The sequence below is a fragment of the Arthrobacter globiformis genome (genome assembly GCF_046536215.2).
Lineage (GTDB): Bacteria > Actinomycetota > Actinomycetes > Actinomycetales > Micrococcaceae > Arthrobacter > Arthrobacter globiformis_E.
The window spans coordinates 3,257,650-3,278,138 of sequence record NZ_CM143421.1 but is presented as its reverse complement, the minus strand read 5'-3'; the positions used below and the strand labels follow the sequence as shown (position 1 = coordinate 3,278,138).

18 protein-coding genes are annotated in these 20,489 nt (G+C 66.9%); 9 read left to right on the top strand and 9 right to left on the bottom strand.

Annotated features, from left to right (window positions below; all coding sequences use genetic code 11):
- Positions 1-99: 99 nt before the first annotated feature.
- Positions 100-2,352: an FG-GAP-like repeat-containing protein gene (locus R5O87_RS14765; RefSeq protein ID WP_410555398.1), complete on the top strand. Its 2,253-nt coding sequence runs from the start codon at positions 100-102 to the stop codon at positions 2,350-2,352.
- 35 nt (positions 2,353-2,387) lie between these two features.
- Here R5O87_RS14765 and R5O87_RS14760 read toward each other — a convergent pair whose 3' ends face one another.
- Positions 2,388-3,689, bottom strand: coding sequence for an MFS transporter (locus R5O87_RS14760; protein ID WP_410555397.1), 1,302 nt, complete (start codon positions 3,687-3,689; stop codon positions 2,388-2,390).
- A gap of 158 nt (positions 3,690-3,847) precedes the next feature.
- Here R5O87_RS14760 and rraA point away from each other — a divergent pair, with 158 nt between their 5' ends.
- From rraA to R5O87_RS14745, 3 genes are all read left to right on the top strand, one after another.
- Positions 3,848-4,336 carry a ribonuclease E activity regulator RraA gene (gene rraA / locus R5O87_RS14755; RefSeq protein ID WP_410555396.1) on the top strand — a complete coding sequence of 163 codons (489 nt, stop codon included), beginning with the start codon at positions 3,848-3,850 and terminating at the stop codon, positions 4,334-4,336.
- Between the two features lie 176 nt (positions 4,337-4,512).
- Positions 4,513-6,165, top strand: coding sequence for an MDR family MFS transporter (locus tag R5O87_RS14750; protein WP_410555395.1), 1,653 nt, complete (start codon positions 4,513-4,515; stop codon positions 6,163-6,165).
- A 328-nt stretch (positions 6,166-6,493) separates the two neighbouring features.
- Positions 6,494-7,930 carry a sugar porter family MFS transporter gene (locus R5O87_RS14745; protein ID WP_410555394.1) on the top strand — a complete coding sequence of 479 codons (1,437 nt, stop codon included), beginning with the start codon at positions 6,494-6,496 and terminating at the stop codon, positions 7,928-7,930.
- A 130-nt stretch (positions 7,931-8,060) separates the two neighbouring features.
- On the opposite strand, the gene R5O87_RS14740 is transcribed toward R5O87_RS14745, so the two are convergent.
- From R5O87_RS14740 to R5O87_RS14730, 3 genes are all read right to left on the bottom strand, one after another.
- Positions 8,061-9,287 (bottom strand): MFS transporter, encoded by a 1,227-nt coding sequence (locus tag R5O87_RS14740; RefSeq protein WP_410555393.1) that lies wholly within the window; start codon positions 9,285-9,287, stop codon positions 8,061-8,063.
- Between the two features lie 60 nt (positions 9,288-9,347).
- A complete protein-coding gene (locus R5O87_RS14735; RefSeq protein WP_410555392.1) occupies positions 9,348-9,791 on the bottom strand; it encodes a MarR family winged helix-turn-helix transcriptional regulator in 444 nt (147 codons plus the stop codon).
- A 120-nt stretch (positions 9,792-9,911) separates the two neighbouring features.
- The gene (locus R5O87_RS14730) at positions 9,912-10,292 is read right to left on the bottom strand and encodes a winged helix-turn-helix transcriptional regulator (protein ID WP_410555391.1); all 381 of its coding nucleotides are present in this window, start codon (positions 10,290-10,292) and stop codon (positions 9,912-9,914) included.
- Positions 10,293-10,390: 98 nt separating this feature from the next.
- Between R5O87_RS14730 and R5O87_RS14725 the strand changes: the two genes are divergently transcribed.
- Entirely contained in the window at positions 10,391-11,263 is an 873-nt protein-coding gene (locus tag R5O87_RS14725) for an SDR family oxidoreductase (RefSeq protein ID WP_410555390.1), read from the top strand.
- Between the two features lie 45 nt (positions 11,264-11,308).
- Here R5O87_RS14725 and R5O87_RS14720 read toward each other — a convergent pair whose 3' ends face one another.
- The 4 genes from R5O87_RS14720 to R5O87_RS14705 all read right to left on the bottom strand — a co-directional run bounded on the left by R5O87_RS14720 (position 11,309) and on the right by R5O87_RS14705 (position 15,584).
- Positions 11,309-11,512 carry a hypothetical protein gene (locus tag R5O87_RS14720; RefSeq protein WP_410555389.1) on the bottom strand — a complete coding sequence of 68 codons (204 nt, stop codon included), beginning with the start codon at positions 11,510-11,512 and terminating at the stop codon, positions 11,309-11,311.
- A 99-nt stretch (positions 11,513-11,611) separates the two neighbouring features.
- Positions 11,612-12,775 (bottom strand): mannitol-1-phosphate 5-dehydrogenase, encoded by a 1,164-nt coding sequence (locus tag R5O87_RS14715; RefSeq protein WP_410555388.1) that lies wholly within the window; start codon positions 12,773-12,775, stop codon positions 11,612-11,614.
- Positions 12,775-14,802, bottom strand: a complete 2,028-nt coding sequence (locus R5O87_RS14710; RefSeq protein WP_410555387.1) for a PTS mannitol transporter subunit IICBA — start codon at positions 14,800-14,802, stop codon at positions 12,775-12,777. The genes R5O87_RS14715 and R5O87_RS14710 overlap by 1 nt, the downstream gene beginning before the upstream one ends.
- A gap of 53 nt (positions 14,803-14,855) precedes the next feature.
- The gene (locus tag R5O87_RS14705; protein ID WP_410555386.1) at positions 14,856-15,584 is read right to left on the bottom strand and encodes a TetR/AcrR family transcriptional regulator; all 729 of its coding nucleotides are present in this window, start codon (positions 15,582-15,584) and stop codon (positions 14,856-14,858) included.
- A 162-nt stretch (positions 15,585-15,746) separates the two neighbouring features.
- Between R5O87_RS14705 and ptsP the strand changes: the two genes are divergently transcribed.
- Entirely contained in the window at positions 15,747-17,432 is a 1,686-nt protein-coding gene (gene ptsP / locus R5O87_RS14700; RefSeq protein ID WP_410555385.1) for a phosphoenolpyruvate--protein phosphotransferase, read from the top strand.
- Between the two features lie 81 nt (positions 17,433-17,513).
- Here ptsP and R5O87_RS14695 read toward each other — a convergent pair whose 3' ends face one another.
- Complete coding sequence (locus R5O87_RS14695; protein ID WP_410555384.1) at positions 17,514-18,308, bottom strand: alpha/beta fold hydrolase; 795 nt, start codon at positions 18,306-18,308, stop codon at positions 17,514-17,516.
- A gap of 58 nt (positions 18,309-18,366) precedes the next feature.
- Here R5O87_RS14695 and R5O87_RS14690 point away from each other — a divergent pair, with 58 nt between their 5' ends.
- The 3 genes from R5O87_RS14690 (at position 18,367) to R5O87_RS14680 (ending at position 20,439) form a co-directional block, all read left to right on the top strand.
- Positions 18,367-18,798 carry a helix-turn-helix domain-containing protein gene (locus R5O87_RS14690; protein ID WP_410555383.1) on the top strand — a complete coding sequence of 144 codons (432 nt, stop codon included), beginning with the start codon at positions 18,367-18,369 and terminating at the stop codon, positions 18,796-18,798.
- Between the two features lie 143 nt (positions 18,799-18,941).
- Positions 18,942-19,718 (top strand): FadR/GntR family transcriptional regulator, encoded by a 777-nt coding sequence (locus R5O87_RS14685; RefSeq protein ID WP_410555382.1) that lies wholly within the window; start codon positions 18,942-18,944, stop codon positions 19,716-19,718.
- Between the two features lies 1 nt (position 19,719).
- Positions 19,720-20,439, top strand: a complete 720-nt coding sequence (locus R5O87_RS14680; RefSeq protein ID WP_410555381.1) for a cache domain-containing protein — start codon at positions 19,720-19,722, stop codon at positions 20,437-20,439.
- Positions 20,440-20,489 lie beyond the last annotated feature (50 nt).

Sequence of the window (20,489 nt, the reverse complement as noted above, 5' to 3'; positions counted from 1 at the left end):
GGCCGGTTTCATCGCCGGTCTTTGTTCTGGTCTTTTGGGGGAAATTTGGGGTCTTTTTCTGCTGTCATGCCGTCAGTCCGTGCGCGCGGTTGCGCTGGCTTGGACGGGAGTCCGCGTGCGAAGCTCCGCCGCCGCCTGGGGTTCCTGGTCGCCTTTGCGCTGGTGGCGCTCCTGCTGGTGCCTGCGTCGCCTGCCGCCGCTGCCGATGAACCCGCGTTGCTGTCCTTCGAGCGGACGTCGCCCGCTGTGCTGGAGGCCGGCGGGACGGTCAGTTTCAACTTCACGACGTCGGTGCCCGTGAAGCGCGTGATGGTCGCACTTACAGACAGGGCGGGAAGCCGAACCGCCAACTGGTTCGTCAACGAGGGCAGCCTCTCCGGGACGGCCTCCGTGGTGGCCGCTGCCGACGCCTGGCCCAGCGGGCCGGTCCAGGTCAGTTACGTCGCCCTTGACCTCGTTACCGGGGCAGACCAGTGGTACTACCGGGATAGCAGGACCGTGCCGGATATGGCCGTCCCGCCGGAACTGGGGCCGCTTTCAGTGCGCGACTTCGAGACATCCAATCCAGGTCTCGTCTTCCAGGAGCCCCGCCTGACGTCCCTGGCTCCGGCATCCAGCGCACCTTTCACGCCGGGACGTGCCGCAAGCGTGAACTTTGAGCTCACGCAAGGCGCCAAAGAGGTTCTGCTGGTCTACACGAACACTGTCGACACCTCCCAGCAGGTGCTCACGTGGGAAGGAACGGGTTCCCCCGGCCCGCTCAGCGCCGCGGCCACGGCCCCCGTTACCCAGGACTGGACGTCAGGACGGTATGAGATCGACTACGCCCGCGTCATCTACCTGGGCGGGCGAGGGGTCACACATTATTACCGTTCTGGCAGCATCACGAGGACTCCCAACATTCCGACGTCAGACGAAGCCACAGCACGGGTTTCCGATGCCGACTTCAGCGTCGACAATCCGGCGAAGGTTCTTGAGACCATGCACAACACCACACTGCCGCGGATCGCTGGCGGCGCCCCGGTAAAGGCAACACAGTGGTCAGTCGATTATGGACAGTGGGATGCAACCACGGCCGTGACTCATAGCTTCCAGTGGCTTCAGAACGGCATAGCCATTCCGGGAGCGACTTCCAACCTCTACCACGTCGGCAGCCTGCCGGTCGGCACCAAGATCTCGGTGCGCGCTACGGTCCGTGCGCCCGGCTACCTGCCCGCCACCGTGACAACAGCCGCGGTGGCGGTTGCCCCGGCGCCGCCTACTCCGCGTCCTGTGCAGACGTACCCGCCGGAAATTGTCGGCGACTCCTCCATTGGCGGCACGATACGGGCGGTACCCAGCACTTCCAGCGTCTTTCCATCCGGAGGCACGCCCACCTACACCTACGCCTGGAAGCGCAACGGCGCCGCCATCCCCGGCGCCACCCGCGGCAGCTACGTCCTCGTACCTGCGGACAAGGGCAAGACCATCACCGTTGACCTGACTGTGGCGTACGACGCCGTCAGCAAAACCAAGGTGACAGGCAAGCTCCGCTATGTAATCGCCAACAAGCCCAAAGCCCGCGGGTTCAACGCAGACGGCACCACGGACTTCTTCGCCCGGGACGCCGCAGGCAACCTGTACCTCTACCCCACCAACGGAAAGGGAAACTGGCTGCCGCGCCAAAAGATCGGCACCGGCTGGAACGGGTTCGACAGACTTCTGGCCACCGGCGACTTCAATGGCGACCTCAACAATGACGTCATGGCCCGTGATCGCTCGGGGCGCCTGTTCCTGTACCCCGGCAACGGAAAAGGCGGCTGGCTTGCGAGGTCCCAGGTCGGCGTCGGCTGGGGCGGATTCAAGGACATCATCGCACCCGGCGACTTCACCGGGGACGGCTCCAACGACATCATCGCCCGCGACACCGCCAACCGGATCTGGCTGTACCCGGGCAACGGCCGCGGCGGGTGGCTGGCCAAGTCCGTCATCGATACCGGCTGGGGCGAGATCAATCCGATCGCGGTGTCTGCCAAGCTCTCGGGATCCAACGTGGTTGATGTCATTGGCCGCGACACGGCCGGCTTCCTCCGTCTCTTTCCGGGCAACGGCAGGGGGCAGTTCGCCCTCGACGCCCCGAGCCATCACTACCAGATTGGGCAGGGCTGGGGCGGTGTGCGCCGTTTTGACGCCGCCGGCGATTTCAACGGCGACGGCGACGAGGACATCTGGGGAATCAACGGTGCAGGGGCCCTCACTATGTACTATGGCAACGGACATTACGTTTCCACGCACGGCATGGACAACAGCTCAGGATTCAAGGGTAAAGCCGTCGTCGGCACTGGCTGGGGCGGCTTCACGGCCGTATTTTAAGCTGCCAGCAGGAATGGTGCCCAGCCGGTTATTGGCTAGTCGACGCCCTTGATCTTCACCACGAACACGGCGCCCAGCAGCCCGATGACGGCGGCGGCCACGTAGAGGGACACGTAGCCGCCCCAGAGGGTGACAAACGGCCACGCCAGCGCGGGGGCGATGACCTGCGGCAGGGAATTGGCGATGTTGATGACACCCAGGTCCTTGCCCCTGTCGGCAGCGTTCGGGAGCACCTGCGTGATGAGGGCGAAGTCCACTGCGAGGTAGGCCCCGAACCCGATGCCCAGGACACTTGCGCCCACGATGCCGCCCGCCCAGGTAGGGGCGAAGGCCAGGATCAGCGACGCCAGCGCGATGATCGCGGACGATGCGATCACCAGCGGCTTGCGCTTGCCCATCCTGTCACTGAGCCTGCCGCCAATCACGCTGGTGATGATCACGAACACGGCGTACAGACCGGTCAGCACCAGAACGCCGAAGGCGGGTTCGAGGCCCGTGGTCTCCTTCAGGTGCACTGCGTCGGCCAGGAAGAACAGCAGGTAGAGGGTGACCATGTGGTTGCCGATGTTGACCAGCAGCCGGGTGATCCAGGCCCAGGCGAAGTCGGGGTGCCCCAGCGGCCTGATGAACCCGAGCAGAAAGCCGGCCCAGTTCATCGGCTGTGCTGCCCTCGCGGGGAGGGGGTCGTCGTCGCTCTTGACGAGGTACATTACGACGCCGGCCACGAGGGCCGCCGCGCAGACGATGTAGCCCAGCACGAAGTTTCCGCTGACGACGGCGGCAATCACGGCGCCGACCAGGATGCCGGCCGTCTGCCCCATGGCCGCCAGGCCGCCGACCGTGGCGCGCTGCGGGACGGGCACGCGATCGGGAACGGCTGCCGTGATGGCGGCGTAGGCGCCGTTGCAGCCGGCCTGGACCAGGCACCAGAGCAGCGTCATCACCGCCACGTTCGGCGCTCCCGCCAGCCCCACCAGCGCGGCGGCACCGAGGACGGCGCCTGCCAGAACCCATGGCACGCGCCGGCCGAACCGGGATGCAGTGCGGTCGCTGAAGGCGCCAAAGAGCGGATTGGCCACCAGCGACACCGCGGCGCCGGCACCGGTGACCAGCGCGAGGATGGCTTCCTTCTGCCCGGGGTCGAAATGTGCCGCCTGCTGTCCGAGGAGCACCTGGATGGGCCCGAAAAATGCCGCGTTGATCCCGAGGTTGACCAGTACCACGCCCGTGATCCAGAGGGACCGGACCCGGGTGGTCGGTTCGGTGAGCGCGGCGGACTGCCGGGCGCCCACCAGGGCTGGATCGGGCACCGCACCGGGCATGTCGGACAGGCTCATATCGGTCTCCCCCTGGAACATCGTGATGATGGAATCAGACTATCGTGGGAGCCAACAGCAACGCGGGGTCACTTAGCGCCCAATCCGGGCGCCACATTGGGCGCTAAGTGACCCCGCGTTGCTTTAGACCGAGGCCAGAGACTGCCCTAGGAGAACCAATGACCGCTTCGCCTGCCAATGCCGCCGTCAACACCGCCGACCTCTATGACGAGCGCGGCGAGGAACTCAACTCCATCTCCCTGCAGTTCCAGTCGCTGGGCGGCCACACGCATTTCAGCGGCCCCGTCCGGACCATTCGGTGCCTGGAGGACAACGCGCTGGTCAAGTCCGTCCTGGCCACACCCGGGAACGGCGCCGTACTGGTCGTCGACGGCGCCGGCTCATTGCGGACCGCCCTGATGGGGGACCTGATCGCGGCGAGCGCCGTGGCAAACGGCTGGGCCGGCGTCGTCATCAACGGCGCTATCCGGGACCGTGAGGCGATCGCGGAACTGCCCATCGGCGTCAAAGCCCTCGGCAGCAACCCGCGCAAGAGCGCCAAGGCCGGGGCGGGAGAGACCGACGTGGACGTGCTGATCGACGGCGTGACCATCCGCACGGGCGCCACGATCTGGTGCGATCCGGACGGCATCCTCATCGAGCGCTAGGACGCGCCGCGAGAAGTGAGATCTCGGCGCTTAGACGCCGTCTAAGCGCCGAGATCCCACCCCTCGATGCAGCCCGAAGAAAATTCCGTTGCTCCGGGGAACAAAGCAGCAAGTAACATAGTTACTGAAAGCAACTATCAAATGCGATCCCCCTTTCTCTTGACCCTGGAGCAGCCATGTCCAAAACCACCGCAGGACCCGCGCCCGGAGAGGCCCTGACGCAGCGGCAGACCATCACCGTCATGGTGGGGCTGATGCTCGGCATGTTCCTGTCCTCGCTGGACCAGACCATCGTGTCCACGTCCATCTACACCATCGCCAACGATCTCGACGGGCTCTCCCTGCAGGCCTGGGCCACCACCGCGTACCTCATCACGTCCACTGTCACCACGCCGCTGTACGGCAAGCTCAGCGACATCTTCGGCCGCCGTCCGCTCTACCTCGCGGCGATCGTCATCTTCCTGGCGGGCTCGGCGTACGCCGGTTCGGTGCACTCGATGACCGAACTGGCCATCGCCCGCGGCATCCAGGGCATGGGCGCCGGCGGCCTGCTGGCACTGGCGCTGACCATCATCGGCGACATCGTCCCGCTCAAGGACCGGGCCAAGTTCCAGGGCTACTTCATGTCCGTGTTCGGCATCTCCTCGGTCCTTGGCCCGGTGGTGGGCGGCGCCTTCGCCGGTTCGGAGAGCATCCTCGGCTTCGACGGCTGGCGCTGGGTCTTCTTCATCAACCTGCCCATCGGCCTGGCCGCCCTGGCCGTGGTGTTCCTCTACCTCCACCTGCCCGCCAAGCACGTCAAACAGCGGATCGACTACTGGGGCGCCGCAGCCATTACCCTGGCCATCGTGCCGCTGCTGCTCGTCGCCGAACAGGGCCGCAGCTGGGGCTGGACCTCGGCCAACTCCTTCATCTGCTACGGCCTGGGCGTCCTCGGCATCGTCGCCTTCCTGCTGGCCGAACGCCGCGCCGGCGACTACGCGCTCATCCCGCTGCGCCTCTTCCGCAACGTCACCTTCGGGCTGTCCTCGCTGCTGAACTTCATCATCGGCATCGGCATGTTCGGCGCCATCGCCATGCTGCCCATGTACCTGCAGCTGGTCAAGGGCCTCACGCCCACCGAAGCCGGCCTGATGATGATCACCTTTACCATCGGCATCCTGACCGGTTCCATCACCGCCGGCCGGACCATCTCGTCGTCGGGCACCTTCCGGATCTTCCCGATCCTGGGCACCGCCATCCTGACCGCCGCCGCCGTCGTCATGGGGCTGTCCCTCGGCGCCGACACCGAGCTCTGGGTCCCCGGCGTGATCGCGGTCTTCTTCGGCCTGGGCCTGGGCTTCTGCATGCAGCCGCTCACCCTCGCGATGCAGGTCTCCGTGCCCTCGAAGGACATGGGCGTGGGCACCTCCACCGCCGCATTCTTCCGCTCCATGGGCGGCGCGGTGGGCACGGCCGTGTTCATCTCCATGCTGTTCAGCCTGGCCGCGGACAAGATCGCCAACGGCATGAAGGACGCCATGCAGAACGCCGACTACATCAAGGTCCTCAAGGACCCCGCCGTCGCCGCCGACCCCGCCAATGCCAAGCTGTATGACTTCTTCAAGAACGGCGCCAGCAACGACTCCCTTAACGACACCAGCTGGCTGCACTCGGCGAACCCGGTGCTCACCCGGCCCATCACGGAAGGCTTTGCCCAGTCGATCGACGCCGTCATGCTCACCGCCGCGATCCTCACCGGCATCGCCTTCCTCATCAGCTTTGCGCTGCCGAAGAAGAAACTGACGGACCCGAAGTCCGTCATGAAGGAGCCGGCGGCCGCCCACTAGGCACCGCTTACCCGCATCTGCGTCACGGCAGGCACCTTTTCGGGGTGCCTGCCGTTTCGTTTCCCCGGAATCCCGGGCCTTCTGCGTCCTCAGAGGGCCAAAAGCTGCGCTGCGTGACGCGGTGTCCGGCCAACTCTGCGGCCGTAAACGGCACCCAAACGGACGACGACGGCGGGACCGCCCGCCGTCGTCGTCCTCCGTCCCGGAGTGGATCAGCAGGCGGTGACGTGGCACACTGTTAGGCGCGTGTGCGCCGGCCGACAGGGCCGGTTTCCGCAGCCGACGACGTTTGCACCGCATCCACCCACCCCCAAACCAAGGGAGAACCATGTCCACCGACAAGCAGACAACCGCCAAGATCCCCAAGCGGGTGATCTGGCTGGCGCTTGCCGGCGCCGTGGGCGGCTTCCTGTTCGGCTTCGACTCCTCCGTGGTCAACGGCGCCGTGGATGCCATGAAGGACGAATTCGCGCTCAGCGAGGCCGTCACCGGATTCGCCGTGGCCGTGGCGCTGCTGGGCTGTGCCGCCGGCGCGTACCTGGCCGGCAAGGTGGCGGACCGCTACGGCCGCATCCCTGCGATGAAGCTGGGGGCGCTGCTGTTCCTCATCAGCGCCATCGGCACCGGCTTCTGCTTCAGCGTCTGGGACCTCATCTTCTGGCGCCTGGTGGGCGGTCTCGGCATCGGCCTGGCCTCGGTGATCGCACCGGCGTACATCTCCGAGATCTCGCCCCGCCACGTCCGCGGCCGGCTCGCGTCCCTGCAGCAGCTGGCCATCACCACGGGCATCTTCGCCGCCCTGCTGTCCGACGCCCTGTTCGCCACGTCCGCCGGCGGTGCGCACCAGGCCTTCTGGCTGGGCATCGAGGCGTGGCGCTGGATGTTCCTGGCCGCCGCCGTTCCGGCCGTGTTCTACGGCGTCATCGCGTTCACGCTGCCCGAGTCCCCGCGATTCCTGGTGGTCCAGGGCAAGGAGGACCTGGCCCGGAAGGTCTTCGACTCCATCGCCCCGGATGAGGACACCGACCGCCACCTGCGTGAAATCCGCGAGGCGATCGAGGAGGACCAGCTCGCCGGCCGGAAGGGCTCCCTCCGCGGCAAGGCATTCGGGCTGCAGGCAGTGGTCTGGATCGGCATCACGCTGTCCGTGCTGCAGCAGTTCGTGGGCATCAACGTGATCTTCTACTACTCCACCACGCTCTGGAAGGCGGTGGGCTTCCAGGAGAAGGATTCGCTGACCATCTCGGTGGCCACGTCCATCACCAACATCCTGGTCACGCTCGTGGCCATCGCCCTCGTGGACAGGATCGGCCGCCGCCCCATCCTGCTGGCAGGGTCCGTCGGCATGGCCGTTTCGCTCGGAGCCATGGCCCTGGCGTTCGCCTCGGCCACGGGCACCGGCTCCGACATCACGTTGCCCGGCGCCTGGGGCCCCGTTGCCCTGGTGGCCGCGAACGTGTTCGTCATCAGCTTCGGTGCATCCTGGGGACCGCTGGTGTGGGTGCTGCTGGGCGAGATCTTCCCGGCCCGGATCCGTGCCCGTGCACTGGGCCTGGCCGCCGCCGCGCAGTGGATCGCCAACTTTGCCATCACGCTGAGCTTCCCCGTGATGGCCGCAGGCTCGCTGCCGCTGACGTACGCCATGTACGCACTCTTCGCGGCAGCCTCGTTCTTCTTCGTCATGTACAAGGTGCCGGAGACGAACGGCATGTCGCTGGAACAGGCTGAGACCCTGTTTGTTCCGAAGGGGTCCGTCAAGGTCTGACCGGCTCTTGGCTCCTCCGGCATGAAACGGAAGACGCCCATGTTCCCTGCGGACTGTGTCCGGGGAACCTGGGCGTCTTTTGTTCTGTTTCTTGCTAGACCACGTGCGGCACTCAGACCACGTGCGGCACTCAGACCACGTGCGGTTCGTGGGCGGCGAGGTAGCGGCGGCCGCCGGCCACCACGGCCATGGCGACGATCATGGCCACCGCGCCGGCGAAGAACGGCATCTGCGGGCCGAAATGCTCCCCGAGCTGCGCGGCAGCGAACGGCGCGAGGGCGCCGCCCATCCAGCGGACGAAGTTGTACCCCGCCGAGGCCACCGGGCGCGGCGAGTCCGAGACGCCCATGGCCAGCTCGGTGTAGATGGTGTTGTTGATGCCCAGCAGCGCCCCGGAGGCCACCACCAGCGCAACAACGGCGGGCACTGAATGGCCCGCGGCCAGCCCGAGGCCCGCCAGGTCCAGCATCAGCAAACCAAGCGTCCCGAGGAGGACCCTTGTGGCGCCGAAGCGGTTCTGCAGCGCCGGGGCCACGAAGACGGAAAAGACAGCGACGGCGACTCCCCAGCCAAAGAACACCCCGCCGATGCCGTACGCGTCCATGCCCAGGATGAAGGGGGTAAAGGCGAGCACAGTGAAAAAGCCGTAGTTGTAGAACAGGCCGCTGGCCGCCGTCGTACGCAAACCCTTGTTGCCCAGGGCCCGCAGCGGATCGGCCAGACTGACCTTGCGTGCGGGCAGCGGGGTCTTCGGAAGCAGCGCGGTGAGCGCGATGAACGCCGCCGCCATCAGCGCGGCCGTGCCGAAGAACGGGGCACGCCATTGCCAGCCGCCGAGGAGGGCGCCAAGGAGCGGGCCGAGCGAAATGCCAAGCCCAAGGGCGGCCTCATAGAGAATGATCGCCGTGCCGGCGCCGCCGCTGGCCACGCCCACAATGACGGCGAGCGCGGTGGCCACGAAGAGGGCATTGCCGAGCCCCCAGCCGGCCCGGAATCCCACCAGTTCGCTGACGCTGCCGGACAGCCCGGAGAGGGAGGAGAACACCACGATCACGGCCAGTCCGGCCAGCAGCGTGCGCTTGCCGCCGATCCGCGAGGAGATGAAGCCGGTGACGAGCATGGCCACCGCGGTGATCAGGAAGTAGCTGGTGAAGAGCAGTGAGACCTGGCTGGGGCTGGCGTCCAGGTTCTTGGCGATGGCCGGCAGGATGGGGTCCACCAGGCCGATGCCCATGAACGCGAACACGGCCGCCAGCGCTGTGGCCCAGACCGCCTTGGGCTGTTTGAGGAACGAGGCCTTCTCGGCCTCGAGGGTGGATTGTGGTGCCGGCAGTGTGTCTGCGAGCTGGCCGTCCATGGAGGGAACTCCTAAGTGTCGCTGTGTTCGGTTCTGAGCCGCTGGATCAGTTGGTGATTATCAGTCGTGGAACGTGCTGTTGATCTTTTCGATGACCGGAAGGGCGGCCGCCAGGGCACGCCGGTCGTCGTCGGTGAGGGATTCGAGGATGCCCGCCATCACGGCGTTCCGGCGCTGGTTGGCGGATTCGACGGCGTCACGGCCCTGGGCGGTCAGCACAACACGCACCGCCCGGGAGTCGTCAGGGTCCGCCTCCCGGCGGACCAGCCCTGCCCGCTCGAGCTTGATGATCTGCTCCGTGGCGCTCGGCACCCTGACCCCCAGGTTCCTGGCGATCTCGCCCACCCGGACGCCGTCGTCGAGCAGCATCTTGAGCGTGCTCAACTGGGCGGCACTGAGTTCACCATCCGCATCGAGGCGGCGGACCAGGTACACGCTGTGCCGCAGCGCCTCGCGGAAGTCCTGCGCCAGCTCCTGGAGTTCCGGGGCATTCTTCGCATTCATACTTAGGTATCCTAATAGTTAGGTTACCTAAATGCAATAGCATGCGTCATCGAAGCCCCTCACCCTCGGGCTATTGGCTGGCGAGACCGCTGCATAAATCCGGGGGACTATTACCGGGGCCTAGCTCGCCGGGCGGTTCACGATCGCCTCGGCGTGCTCAGCCACCCACGCGACCAGGGGCAGCAGCAGCGCGGCCAGCTCCTCCCCGCGGCCAGTCAGGCTGTAATCCACGCGGGGAGGAATGATCGGCTGCGCGTCCCGGCGGACGAACCCGTCGGCTTCGAGGGTCTTCAGCGTCTGGGCGAGCATCTTCTCGCTGATGCCCTCGGCACGGCGGCGGAGTTCGCTCCAGCGCTGGGGCCCCTCGGAGAGTGCCACGAGGATCAGCACGCCCCACTTGCTGGTGACGTGGTCCAGCACGGTCCGGCTGGGGCAGCCCGCAGGAAAGATCCCGTCGGCGAAGGGAAAAGCGGGGACCTGCGCAACGGTACTTACTTTCATGACAGTACCTTACCTGAAAGTGCGTACTCTCTTTTGGGAAGCATTCGGGAATGGGCGCGGTTGGCACCACTGACAGTCACCTCAGAAAGGACCAAATCATGACCATCGTCATCACCGGAGCCACCGGCCAGCTGGGCCGCCTCGTCGTCGAAGCACTGCTTGACAGCGGCCTCCCCGCGGAGCAGATCGTGGCCGCAGGCCGGACCGTGGACAGGATTGCCGACCTCGGCGAGCGCGGCGTCCAGGTCCGCAACATCGACTACAGCCAGCCGGAGTCGCTGCGGCAGGCGTTTGCCGGAGCGGACAAGGTTCTGCTGGTTTCAGGCAGCGAGGTGGGCCAGCGCGTCGAGCAGCACCGGAACGCGATCAACGCGGCCAGGGACGCCGGCGTCGGCCTGATCGGCTATACGAGCATCGCCAACGCGGACACCACCGAAATGCAGCTGGCCGCCGAGCACCTGGCCACCGAAGAGATCCTCCGGGACTCCGGCGTCCCCTTCGTCCTGCTCCGCAACGGCTGGTACCTGGAGAACTACACCGGCCAGCTTCCCGTTCAGGTCCAGCATGGCGCCGTGTTCGGCAGTGCCGGCGACGGCCGCGTCAGCGCCGCAGCCCGGGCCGACTACGCGGCGGCGGCAGCGGCCGTGCTGCTCCGGGACGACCAGGCCGGCAAGGTTTACGAGCTGGGCGGAGACGACGCCTTCACCCTCAGCGAGCTGGCCGGCGAAGTCAGCGCAGTGTCCGGCAAGCCGGTGACCTACACGGATCTGCCCGCGGAGAAGTACACCCAGGTCCTCGTGGAGGCCGGACTGCCGGAGCCCTACGCAGCCATCCTGGCCGATAGCGACCTCGGCATCGCCCGCGGCGACCTCCTGGTCACCAGTGGAGACCTCAGTGCCCTGCTCGGACGCCCCACCACGCCGCTGCGTGAGGCTGTCCAGGCAGCCGCGCTGAGCCTCCAGGCCAACTAGCCACAACTCCCTCTCACCTCCTGCAGGTTTTTGGGCAACCCTTCCTCACGTCCTGCAAGTTTTCACCACACGCCCGATCACATCCTGCAGGTTTTTGGGCAACCCTTCCTCACTTGGCGGCAACAGGATTCCCCAGCCCCGGTCCCAGGTGAGGAAGCGCCGCAGGAAAAGCCGCAGGATCTGATAGAGCGTCGGGAGAAAAGCGGCAGGATCTGATAGAGCGTCTGAATACAGGTCGGTTAAAGGCACGACGCCGGAACTCTCCTTGAGTTCCGGCGTCGTGCCTTTTCGCCGTGTTCAGCTTCGCCGTGCGCAGCTCCGCCGCGCAGAGGCCGCGGCGGCTGAAGGCTACGCCGGGGCGGTGACGTCCTCCGCCTTGCGCTCCTCGACGAGGCCGCAGACCGCGGCGAAGAGCGGGTGGTCCTGCGCCAGCCCGGTGATGCGCTCCGTGGCGGCGGCCGGCTCGGACGAGGCCAGGATCTGGCCCAGCTCCACGGCCTCGGCGTCGGCGGGGTCGTTGAACCGCAGGGCGGCCGCGATCGCACCGAGCAGCGCCTCGGGGACAATCCCGCGTTCGGCCAGTTCCGCAGCAGGGCCGATGAACCGCTCGTGCCGGCTGAGCTTGCGCAGCGGCGCACGCCCAACCCGGTTCACGGTGTCCGGCAAGTGCGGGTTGGTGAAGCGGACCAGGATCTTCTGGACGTAGGCCTCCTGCTCGTCGTAGCTGAAGCCGTGCTTGGACACGAGCAGCTGCTTGGTCTCGTCGAGCACGGCGCGCACGTCTGCGGCAACGTCCTCGTCGGCCATGGCGTCGGAGATCTTCTCCAGCCCGGCTTCGAAGCCGAAGTAGGCCGCGGAGGCATGCCCCGTGTTCACCGTGAACAGCTTGCGCTCGATGTAGGGGCCAAGCTCGTCCACGAAGGTGGCGCCCGGAATCACCGGCGCAGCCCCGGCGAACGGGGTGCGGTCGATGACCCACTCGTAGAACGTCTCCACCGTCACGTCCAGGCCCTGGCCCGGCTCCTGGTTGGGCACGATCCGGTCCACGGCCGTGTTGGCGAACACGGCCGCGTCCGCCAGTGATCCGGCGGCCTCGTCCCAGGACTCGACGATCGACTCGCGCAGGATGTTCGTCGCGTTGATGGCGTTCTCGCAGGCCATCACCTGCAGCGGCGCCAGCCCCGCGGCCCGGGCGGCGATTCCCTTGGCGATCGCGGGGGCCACGAACTTCAGGATGTGCGGACCCACCGCAGTGGTGACAATGTCCGCCGTCGCGATTTCCTCGATCAGCTGCCCCTCCTGGGTGCCGGAGTTCACCGCCCGGAAGTTGTCCACCGTGCGCACCGCGGGGTTCTCCCCCACCTCGTGCACGCTGTAGCTCTCCGCCGCGGCGAGCTGGGAAATCAGGGCGTCCGCAACGTCGGCGAACACCACCTCATACCCGGCGTCGTGCAGCAGCAGCCCGACGAACCCCCGACCGATGTTGCCGGCCCCAAAATGTACAGCCTTCACTACGCGTTGACCTTTCCGAACAGTTCCAGGACTTCGTCCACGGACGTGGCCGCCTCAAGCTGCGCCACCTGCGCCTTGTTCGTGAACACCTTGGCGATCGAGGACAGGATGTGCAGGTGCTCGTTGTTCACACCGGCCACGCCCACCACGAACTTGACCTGCTTGCCGTTCCAGTCGATGCCCTCGGGGTACCGGACCACCGAGACGGCCGACTTCCGGATGTGGTCCTTGGCGGCGTTGGTGCCGTGCGGGATCGCCAGGAAGCTGCCCATGTAGGTGGAGACGGATTCCTCACGCTCGTGCATCGCGCGGATGTAGTCCTCGTCCACCGCCCCGCGCGCCAGCAGCAGCTGGCCCGCCTCGTCGATCGCGGCATCCCGGGTGGAGGCTGAGCCGGTCAGGACCACGCTCTCGGGCACCAGGATGTCCGACGGCGCTGCTACAGTTTCGGGCGCCGCGGCAGCTTCAGCCGTGGTCCCGGCCGCTGTGGCAGCCGGGGCTGCGACCGTGGCCGCCCCGGCGGCGGGAGCCGCCGTTCCTTCAGCGTTGCTGCGTTCAACCATCTCCACGATCTCGTCATAGCGCGGGCTGTTCATGAAGTTGTCCACGGAGACGTGGACGGCGCTGGACGTGGCCGGTTTGGCACGCTCGGTCAGGTCCTGGTGCGTGACCACAACGTCGTAGGTGTCGTTGAGGTTGGCGATGGACGCGTTGGTGACGTTGACCTCCGGGAACCCGGCCGCCTTGATCTTGTTGCGCAGCACCGAGGCGCCCATGGCGCTGGAGCCCATGCCGGCGTCGCACGCGAACACGATGTTCTTGATGGGGCCGGTCAGGACGCCCACTCCGCCTCCGGAGCCGGCCCCGGTGAGGGTGGAGGCGACAGAGCTCTTCTTACCCTTCATTTCCTCCATGCGGCTGGTGGCCGCGCTGAGGTCGTCCTCGTCACTGTGCTTGGTGGTGCGCAGGATCAGCGAGGAGACCAGGAAGGACACCGTTGCGGCCAGGATGACGGAAAGGATCACACCGAAGTAGCTGTCGCGCGAGGTCTGGGCGATCACCGCGAAGATCGATCCTGGTGCCGCCGGAGCGACAAGGCCGGAATTGGTGATGGCCAGCGTTGCGATGCCGGTCATGCCGCCAGCGATAGTGCCGAGGATGAGCAGCGGGCGCATCAGGACGTACGGGAAGTAGATCTCGTGGATGCCGCCGAGGAACTGGATGATCAGGGCACCGGGGGCGGAGGCTTTGGCTGCCCCGCGTCCGAAGAAGATGTAGGCGAGGAGGAGACCCGCACCCGGGCCGGGGTTTGCCTCCAGCAGGAAGAGGATGGACTTGCCCTGGTCCAGGGACTGCTGGATGCCCAGCGGGGTCAGCACGCCGTGGTTGATGGCGTTGTTCAGGAAGAGGACCTTGGCGGGTTCGATGAAGATGGAGGTCAGCGGCAGCAGGCCGTTGTGCACCAGGAACTGGACGAAGTTGCCGGCGGCCGTGCTGAACGCCTGGACCAGCGGTGAGATGCCGTAGAAGCCGAGCAGGGCCAGCAGGCCGCCCCAGATGCCGGCGGAGAAGTTGTTCACCAGCATCTCGAAGCCGGGGCGGATCTTGCCGTGCCAGATCGCGTCCAGGTGCTTCATGGTCCAGCCGCCCAGCGGGCCCATGATCATGGCGCCGATGAACATCGGGATGCCCGCGCCCACGATCACGCCCATGGTGCCGATGGCGCCAACGACGCCACCGCGGACGTCATAGACCATCTTGCCGCCGGTGTAGCCGATCAGCAGTGGCAGCAGGTAGGTGATCATCGGGCCGACGAGGCCCACGTTCGGTGCCCCCGCAGCGTTGGTGCCGAAGCCGCCGAGGGCGGGGACAGGGATCCAGCCCTTCTCGATGAAGAGGGCCGTGATGAGGCCCCAGGCGATGAAGGCACCGATGTTGGGCATGATCATGCCGGACAGGAACGTCCCGAACCTCTGGACGTGCACCCGCGCACTGGTTTTGGGTTTTGCAACTGTCTCTGTTGCCATGTGATTTCCTAACGTGGTCCCTGCGGCACCGCAGGATGGTCCGATAGTTTCGTCTAGCCGGTGGAACTGGTGGAGATCCGGTGGAGCCATTCGAGAAAAAGCTTGAGTTCCGAGCTGGTGAGCTGGTCCGAGTGGGATGCCTGCAGCGCCGCGTTCAGCGCAATGGCAGCCACCACCACCGACGACTTCCCGGAATCCTCCGGTCCGGCATCCCGCCCCTGGTCCCTGGACACCGCAACGATCATGGCGTCCCGGGTCATCGTGGACAGCTCCAGGTTCCGCTCCGCGGCCGGTTCTGCGATCAGCATGAGCGTCACGCCCACGTTGGCGGCCAGGATGCTCCTGGCGGCTTCGCGTGGCTGGACGTTCAGCTGGCCGGCCGCAGCGGCCTTGTTCAGCATTTCCTCCAGGAGACCCTCCGCATCGGCAACGATGGCCGGGCGGCTCTCGGGGCGGATGTTACCGAACATGACCAGATAAAGTTCGGGCTGCTTGAGCCCGAACTGCACGTGGTTGTCCCACATCCGCCGAATGTCCACCAGCGGCTGTCCGGACGGGGCGAAGTCCCTCTCGCCCGCCACATACTCCTCGAAGCCCGCGGCGACAACTGCGTCAAACAGGCCCTCCTTGTCACCGAAGTGGTGATAGAGGGTGGGCGCCGTGACGCCCGCCAGCTGCGTGATCTGGCGGGTGGAAACAGCAGCCCCCGCGGAGTTGGCCAGCAATTCGGCTGCCGCACGCAACAGCCTCATTTTGGGCGGAAGCTGGCCATCGAAACTCATAACCGCTACCCTAGCACCTATAGCAACGCTATATGAACTGAATCACATACAATTTTTTTCAGGCACCGCAACGCACATCGGACGTAGCCGTTCCGAGCATCCGGGCTCCCGCCCGGGCAGACACCGGCGGGCCTGGCTACCGGCAGAGAACGAGGACCTTCAGTGCAGAACTTCCCAGGAGTAGGCGTCAGCCCCGGCCGCATCATCGGCACCATCCGCCAGATGCCCAAGCCCATCAGCGAACCTCCGGCCGGCGAGCAGCTGGCTGCCGGCACCACACCCGAAGACGCAACGGCAGCACTGAAGGCTGCAGCGGGTGCCGTCCATGATGAGCTGAGGGCCCGCGCGGACCACGCCACCGGTGATGGCAAGGCCGTCCTGGAAGCCACGGCCCTGATGGCCAAGGACACCATGCTGATCAAGGGCGCCGCGAAGCTGATCGCCCGCGGCACCTCGCCGCAGCGGGCCATCTGGGAATCCGGCTCGTCGGTTTCGGAGATGCTGCACAACCTCGGCGGCTACATGGCCGAACGCGCCACCGACGTCCTGGATGTCCGCGCCCGCATCGTGGCCGAACTCCGCGGCGTCCCCGCCCCGGGCATCCCGTCGTCGAACGAACCGTTCATCCTGGTGGCCGAGGACCTGGCCCCTGCCGACACCGCCACCCTCGATCCCAACAAGGTCCTCGCACTGGTGACCGCCGGCGGCGGTCCGCAGTCCCACACCGCGATCATCGCCCGCTCACTGGGCCTGCCCGCCGTCGTGGCCGCCGTGGGCGTTGACGAACTCCCGGACGGCACCGAGGTGTATGTCGACGGCGCGGCCGGTTCCATCACGGCCAACCCGGACGACTCACTGCGCGCCGCCGCCGAGACCTGGGCGGCCACGGCGTCCCTCCTGGCCGAATTCAGCGGGACGGGTTCGACGGCGGACGGCCACCTGGTGCCCCTGCTCGCCAACGTGGGCGGCGCCAAGGACGCCCAGGCGGCGGCCAGGCTCGGCGCCCAGGGCGTGGGCCTGTTCCGCACCGAGTTCTGCTTCCTGGAACGTGACACCGAGCCCACCGTCGAGGAACAGGCCGCCGCGTACAAGGGCGTCTTCGACGCCTTCCCGGGCAAGAAGGTGGTGCTCCGTACCCTGGACGCCGGCGCCGACAAGCCGCTCCCCTTCCTCACCGACTCCACCGAACCCAACCCGGCCCTGGGCGTGCGCGGCTACCGCACCGACTTCACCACCCCGGGCGTCCTGGACCGGCAGCTGGAGGCGATCGCGAAGGCCGAACAGGAGTCGGAAGCCGACGTTTGGGTCATGGCTCCGATGATTTCGACGGCGGAGGAGGCGGCCCGGTTCGCCACCATGTGTGCCGAGGCCGGCATCAAGACGCCCGGTGTGATGGTGGAGGTTCCGTCCGCCGCCCTCACCGCCGACACCATCCTGCGTGAAGTGGGCTTCGCCAGCCTGGGCACCAACGACCTCACCCAGTACGCCATGGCCGCCGACCGGCAGCTGGGTCCGCTCGCCGGGCTGAATACGCCGTGGCAGCCCGCCGTGCTGCGCCTCGTCGGCCTGACTGTCGAGGGCTCCAGGGCAGAGGGGCACAACAAGCCAGTGGGCGTCTGCGGCGAGGCCGCAGCGGACCCGGCCCTCGCCGTCGTGCTGACCGGCCTGGGCGTCACCACGCTGTCCATGACCGCCCGGTCGCTGGCGGCGGTGGCGGCGGTACTGAAGACCGTCACCCTGGCGGAGGCGCAGGAGCTGGCCAAGCTGGCCCTGTCTGCGCCGAGCGCAGTGGAAGCCCGGGCTTGGGTCCGGGAGAAGCTGCCCGTCCTGGAAGAGCTCGGACTGTAGTCCGGCCCGCCTGAACGCAGGCAACACCAAACGCCGGCAGGCGTCCGGAGCTTCGGGCGCCTGCTGCCTGCGTTTGAGGTTTCAGGCGGTAGATCCGCCTGCCGCCGCGGAGCCTTCGGCAGCGGTTCCGGCCCAACTCAGGATGATCCGGGCAACATCTTCTGCAGCGGTCTCCTGAACCACGTGCCCGCGTCCGTGCACCTCGGCGAACGCACCCTCCGGCGCCTGCGCGGCGAGGAGTTCGCACCACGGCCGACGGGCAATCGGATCCGTTCCGCCGCGGATTACGAGCACCGGCTGCGCCACGCCCCGGATCCGCGCGTCGAGCGGGTACCCCATCATTTCGGGCAGCTCGGTCAGATACCACCGCATGCCCGTCCGGAAATAGTCGGTAAAGACCACGGCATTGGCGGTGGGCGGTTCGCTGAACAGCGCGTCCCGCGTCAGTGCCAGCGCGTGCCAGGCGGCACTCCTGCGCGCGGGATCAACCACAGGACCCATGAGCACTGCCCGGGCCACCAGCTCGGGGGCCTGCAGTGCCAGCTCCACTGCAAACTGCGCTCCCATGGAGTGGCCCACCACAATGCAGGACTCCACGCCGCGGTCCGCCAGGACCGCCGCAACGAAGGCCGCATATTCGCCGACGGTCACCCGGCGCCCGGGCCGGGGCGTACCGCCGAAACCCGGCAGGTCGAAGGAGTGGACGGCAGCGCTCTTGGCAAGTTCTACATGCAGCCGCGCAAGGTAGCGGTGGGAGACGCCGATGCCGTGGAGCAGCACGTAGGCCGGCCGGCCCGCGCCCGGCGTCGCGTTCGACGAATACAGGCGCCCGGTCAGGCCGTTCGCCGTCACTGCTGCTCCACCGGCAAGTCTCATCCGCCGAGCATATCCAACCCGCTCCAACCCACGGCCCCGCAGCGGCTAGGCTTCTGCCATGGCTCTGATTGCTCCCCGGGTGGCGCCCGCCCTTCCTGCCGACGACGCGCTGGCGCTGCAGCGCGCGCTCGACGGCGCCACTGACATCACCGTGTTCGTGGACGGCACCGTCCACCGCCTCCCGCCCCAGGCGAGGGACGCCGTCGTCGACCTGCTGGCAAGGTTCAGCCGCGGCGAAGCGGTGACCGTCAGCAGCGTGGAGGAAATGCTCACCACCTCGCAGGCGGCCGAACTGGCCGGCATCTCCCACACCTACCTGCGGAACATGACGGACCGGGGCGAGATCCCGGTGGAATACCGCGGCACGCACCGCCGCATCCGGCTGGCCGCCATCATGGGCTGGCTTGAGGGGCAGAAAAAGAAGCAGGCGGCAGCTGACGCGGCCGGAACTTCCGACGGCGGGACTTCCGACGGCGAAACCGGCAAGTAGCGCCGTGCTGGCAGTGGCGCAAAACGTTAAACGTGCAAAGATTGAGGTAATCGGATAAGAGCCGGCGACCGACGCCTCGGAGATCGGCGCCGGTGAAGTCAAAGCTAATAACATCAAAGCCACGGACGGCGGGAGGCCTGGGCATGGAAAGTGCGGTAATTTCCACCTCCGCGCTTGACCTGCTGCTGCTCCTGCGCGGAAGCGAACCGGAGGGGCTGGGCCGGGCGGACCAGGTCTCATACCAGATCGAAACAGCCATCCTGATGGGCATTCTCACCGAAGGCGACAGGCTGCCCACCGAATCCGTGCTTGCCGGCGAGCTCGGCATCTCCCCGATCACCCTTCGGCAGTCCCTCGCAGCCCTGCGGACCAAGGGCCTGATCGAAACCAGCCGGGGGCGCAGCGGCGGCAGTGTCATCCGCCGGCAGATCGAATTCACAGACTCGCAGCTGCAGGACAAGCTACGGGAAACCAGCACCGAGGCGCTCCGGGACCTGGGCGACCTGGGGGCCGCCATCGCGTCAATGTCCGCCCGGCTTGCCGCCGGCCGTGCCGATCCCAAAAATGTTGAGCACCTTGAAGATCTGGCCAGGCGCCACCGGGACTCCTCCGATGAGCGGGCACGCCGGCGCATGGACAGCCGGTTCCACGTTGCCGTCAGCATTGCCGCCCAGTCCAGCAGGCTGACCTCGGCCGCCCTCCAGCTGGAAGCCGAGCTGATGACCCTGTGGTGGGGCCGCTCCGGCCAGGCCGGCAACAACAGCAAGTCCGTGGAAGAACACGCCGCAATCGTCGATGCCATCAGGGCGCGGGACGCTGACGCGGCGGCCAGCGCGGCAGAGCGCCACAGCCGCAACGAAACCGAACACTTGATAGAGCAGCATCTCAGGTTGACGATGCGGCCCAACGAAGGTGCGTGACGTGGAGACCGTAGAAGAAGCCCTTGAGCGGACGGCCACCGCGCTCTCCTCCAGCATCAGCCGCGTTTTCGTCGACCTGGAAAAGATCGCGGGCACCGTCACGGCCGCGGCGGCAGCGGCATCGGGCGTGCCCCGCCGCAGCGAATTCCTGTACCTGAAGCAGGAACTCGCCAACTTCATCAAGCAGCACTCGGACATCATCGTCGGAGCCGGCATCGCCTACGCCCCGGGAAGCCTCCGGGAAGCAACCCACTGGCTGGAATGGTGGCGGACGCAGCGGACCGGCGAACCCCGCTTCGTCACCCACGACCTCAACCCGGACTCGCTGAACTACTACGACTACACAACCCGCGACTGGTTCACCATCCCCTCGGCCAGCGGGCAGCCCGTGGCAGTCGGCCCCTACGTTGACTTCGGCGGCATCAACGTCAACATCATCACGCTCTGCGTTCCCGCGCCCACAGCCCAGGGCATTCAGATCCTGGGCTGCGACCTGACCCTGGCCAACCTGGAGGGAATCTTCCTCCGCGCCCTTCAGCTCCGCGAGCCGGTGGTGGTTCTGCTGGGGCCCAACGGCCGCGTCATCGCATCGAACAACGCACGGATCGCCACAGGAACCCTGTTCCTGGAAGAGGACATGGCACGGGCCGACATCTCGGTGGACGTTTCGCCCGCCAACCCAACCCGCCTGCCCTGGAAGCTGATCACCCTCCGCGACTAATCCCCCCGCCGACATGACGCGCTGATAAGGATCAAGCAACGATCCAGCGG

Excerpts from the sequence above, each read along its gene's own strand:
- R5O87_RS14760 (WP_410555397.1), bottom strand. The coding sequence starts at position 3,689 with ATGAGCCTGTCCGACATGCCCGGTGCGGTGCCCGATCCAGCCCTGGTG.
- rraA (WP_410555396.1), top strand. The coding sequence starts at position 3,848 with ATGACCGCTTCGCCTGCCAATGCCGCCGTCAACACCGCCGACCTCTAT.
- R5O87_RS14750 (WP_410555395.1), top strand. The coding sequence starts at position 4,513 with ATGTCCAAAACCACCGCAGGACCCGCGCCCGGAGAGGCCCTGACGCAG.
- R5O87_RS14745 (WP_410555394.1), top strand. The coding sequence starts at position 6,494 with ATGTCCACCGACAAGCAGACAACCGCCAAGATCCCCAAGCGGGTGATC.
- R5O87_RS14740 (WP_410555393.1), bottom strand. The coding sequence starts at position 9,287 with ATGGACGGCCAGCTCGCAGACACACTGCCGGCACCACAATCCACCCTC.
- R5O87_RS14735 (WP_410555392.1), bottom strand. The coding sequence starts at position 9,791 with ATGAATGCGAAGAATGCCCCGGAACTCCAGGAGCTGGCGCAGGACTTC.
- R5O87_RS14730 (WP_410555391.1), bottom strand. The coding sequence starts at position 10,292 with ATGAAAGTAAGTACCGTTGCGCAGGTCCCCGCTTTTCCCTTCGCCGAC.
- R5O87_RS14725 (WP_410555390.1), top strand. The coding sequence starts at position 10,391 with ATGACCATCGTCATCACCGGAGCCACCGGCCAGCTGGGCCGCCTCGTC.
- R5O87_RS14710 (WP_410555387.1), bottom strand. The coding sequence starts at position 14,802 with ATGGCAACAGAGACAGTTGCAAAACCCAAAACCAGTGCGCGGGTGCAC.
- R5O87_RS14705 (WP_410555386.1), bottom strand. The coding sequence starts at position 15,584 with ATGAGTTTCGATGGCCAGCTTCCGCCCAAAATGAGGCTGTTGCGTGCG.
- R5O87_RS14695 (WP_410555384.1), bottom strand. The coding sequence starts at position 18,308 with ATGAGACTTGCCGGTGGAGCAGCAGTGACGGCGAACGGCCTGACCGGG.
- R5O87_RS14690 (WP_410555383.1), top strand. The coding sequence starts at position 18,367 with ATGGCTCTGATTGCTCCCCGGGTGGCGCCCGCCCTTCCTGCCGACGAC.
- R5O87_RS14685 (WP_410555382.1), top strand. The coding sequence starts at position 18,942 with ATGGAAAGTGCGGTAATTTCCACCTCCGCGCTTGACCTGCTGCTGCTC.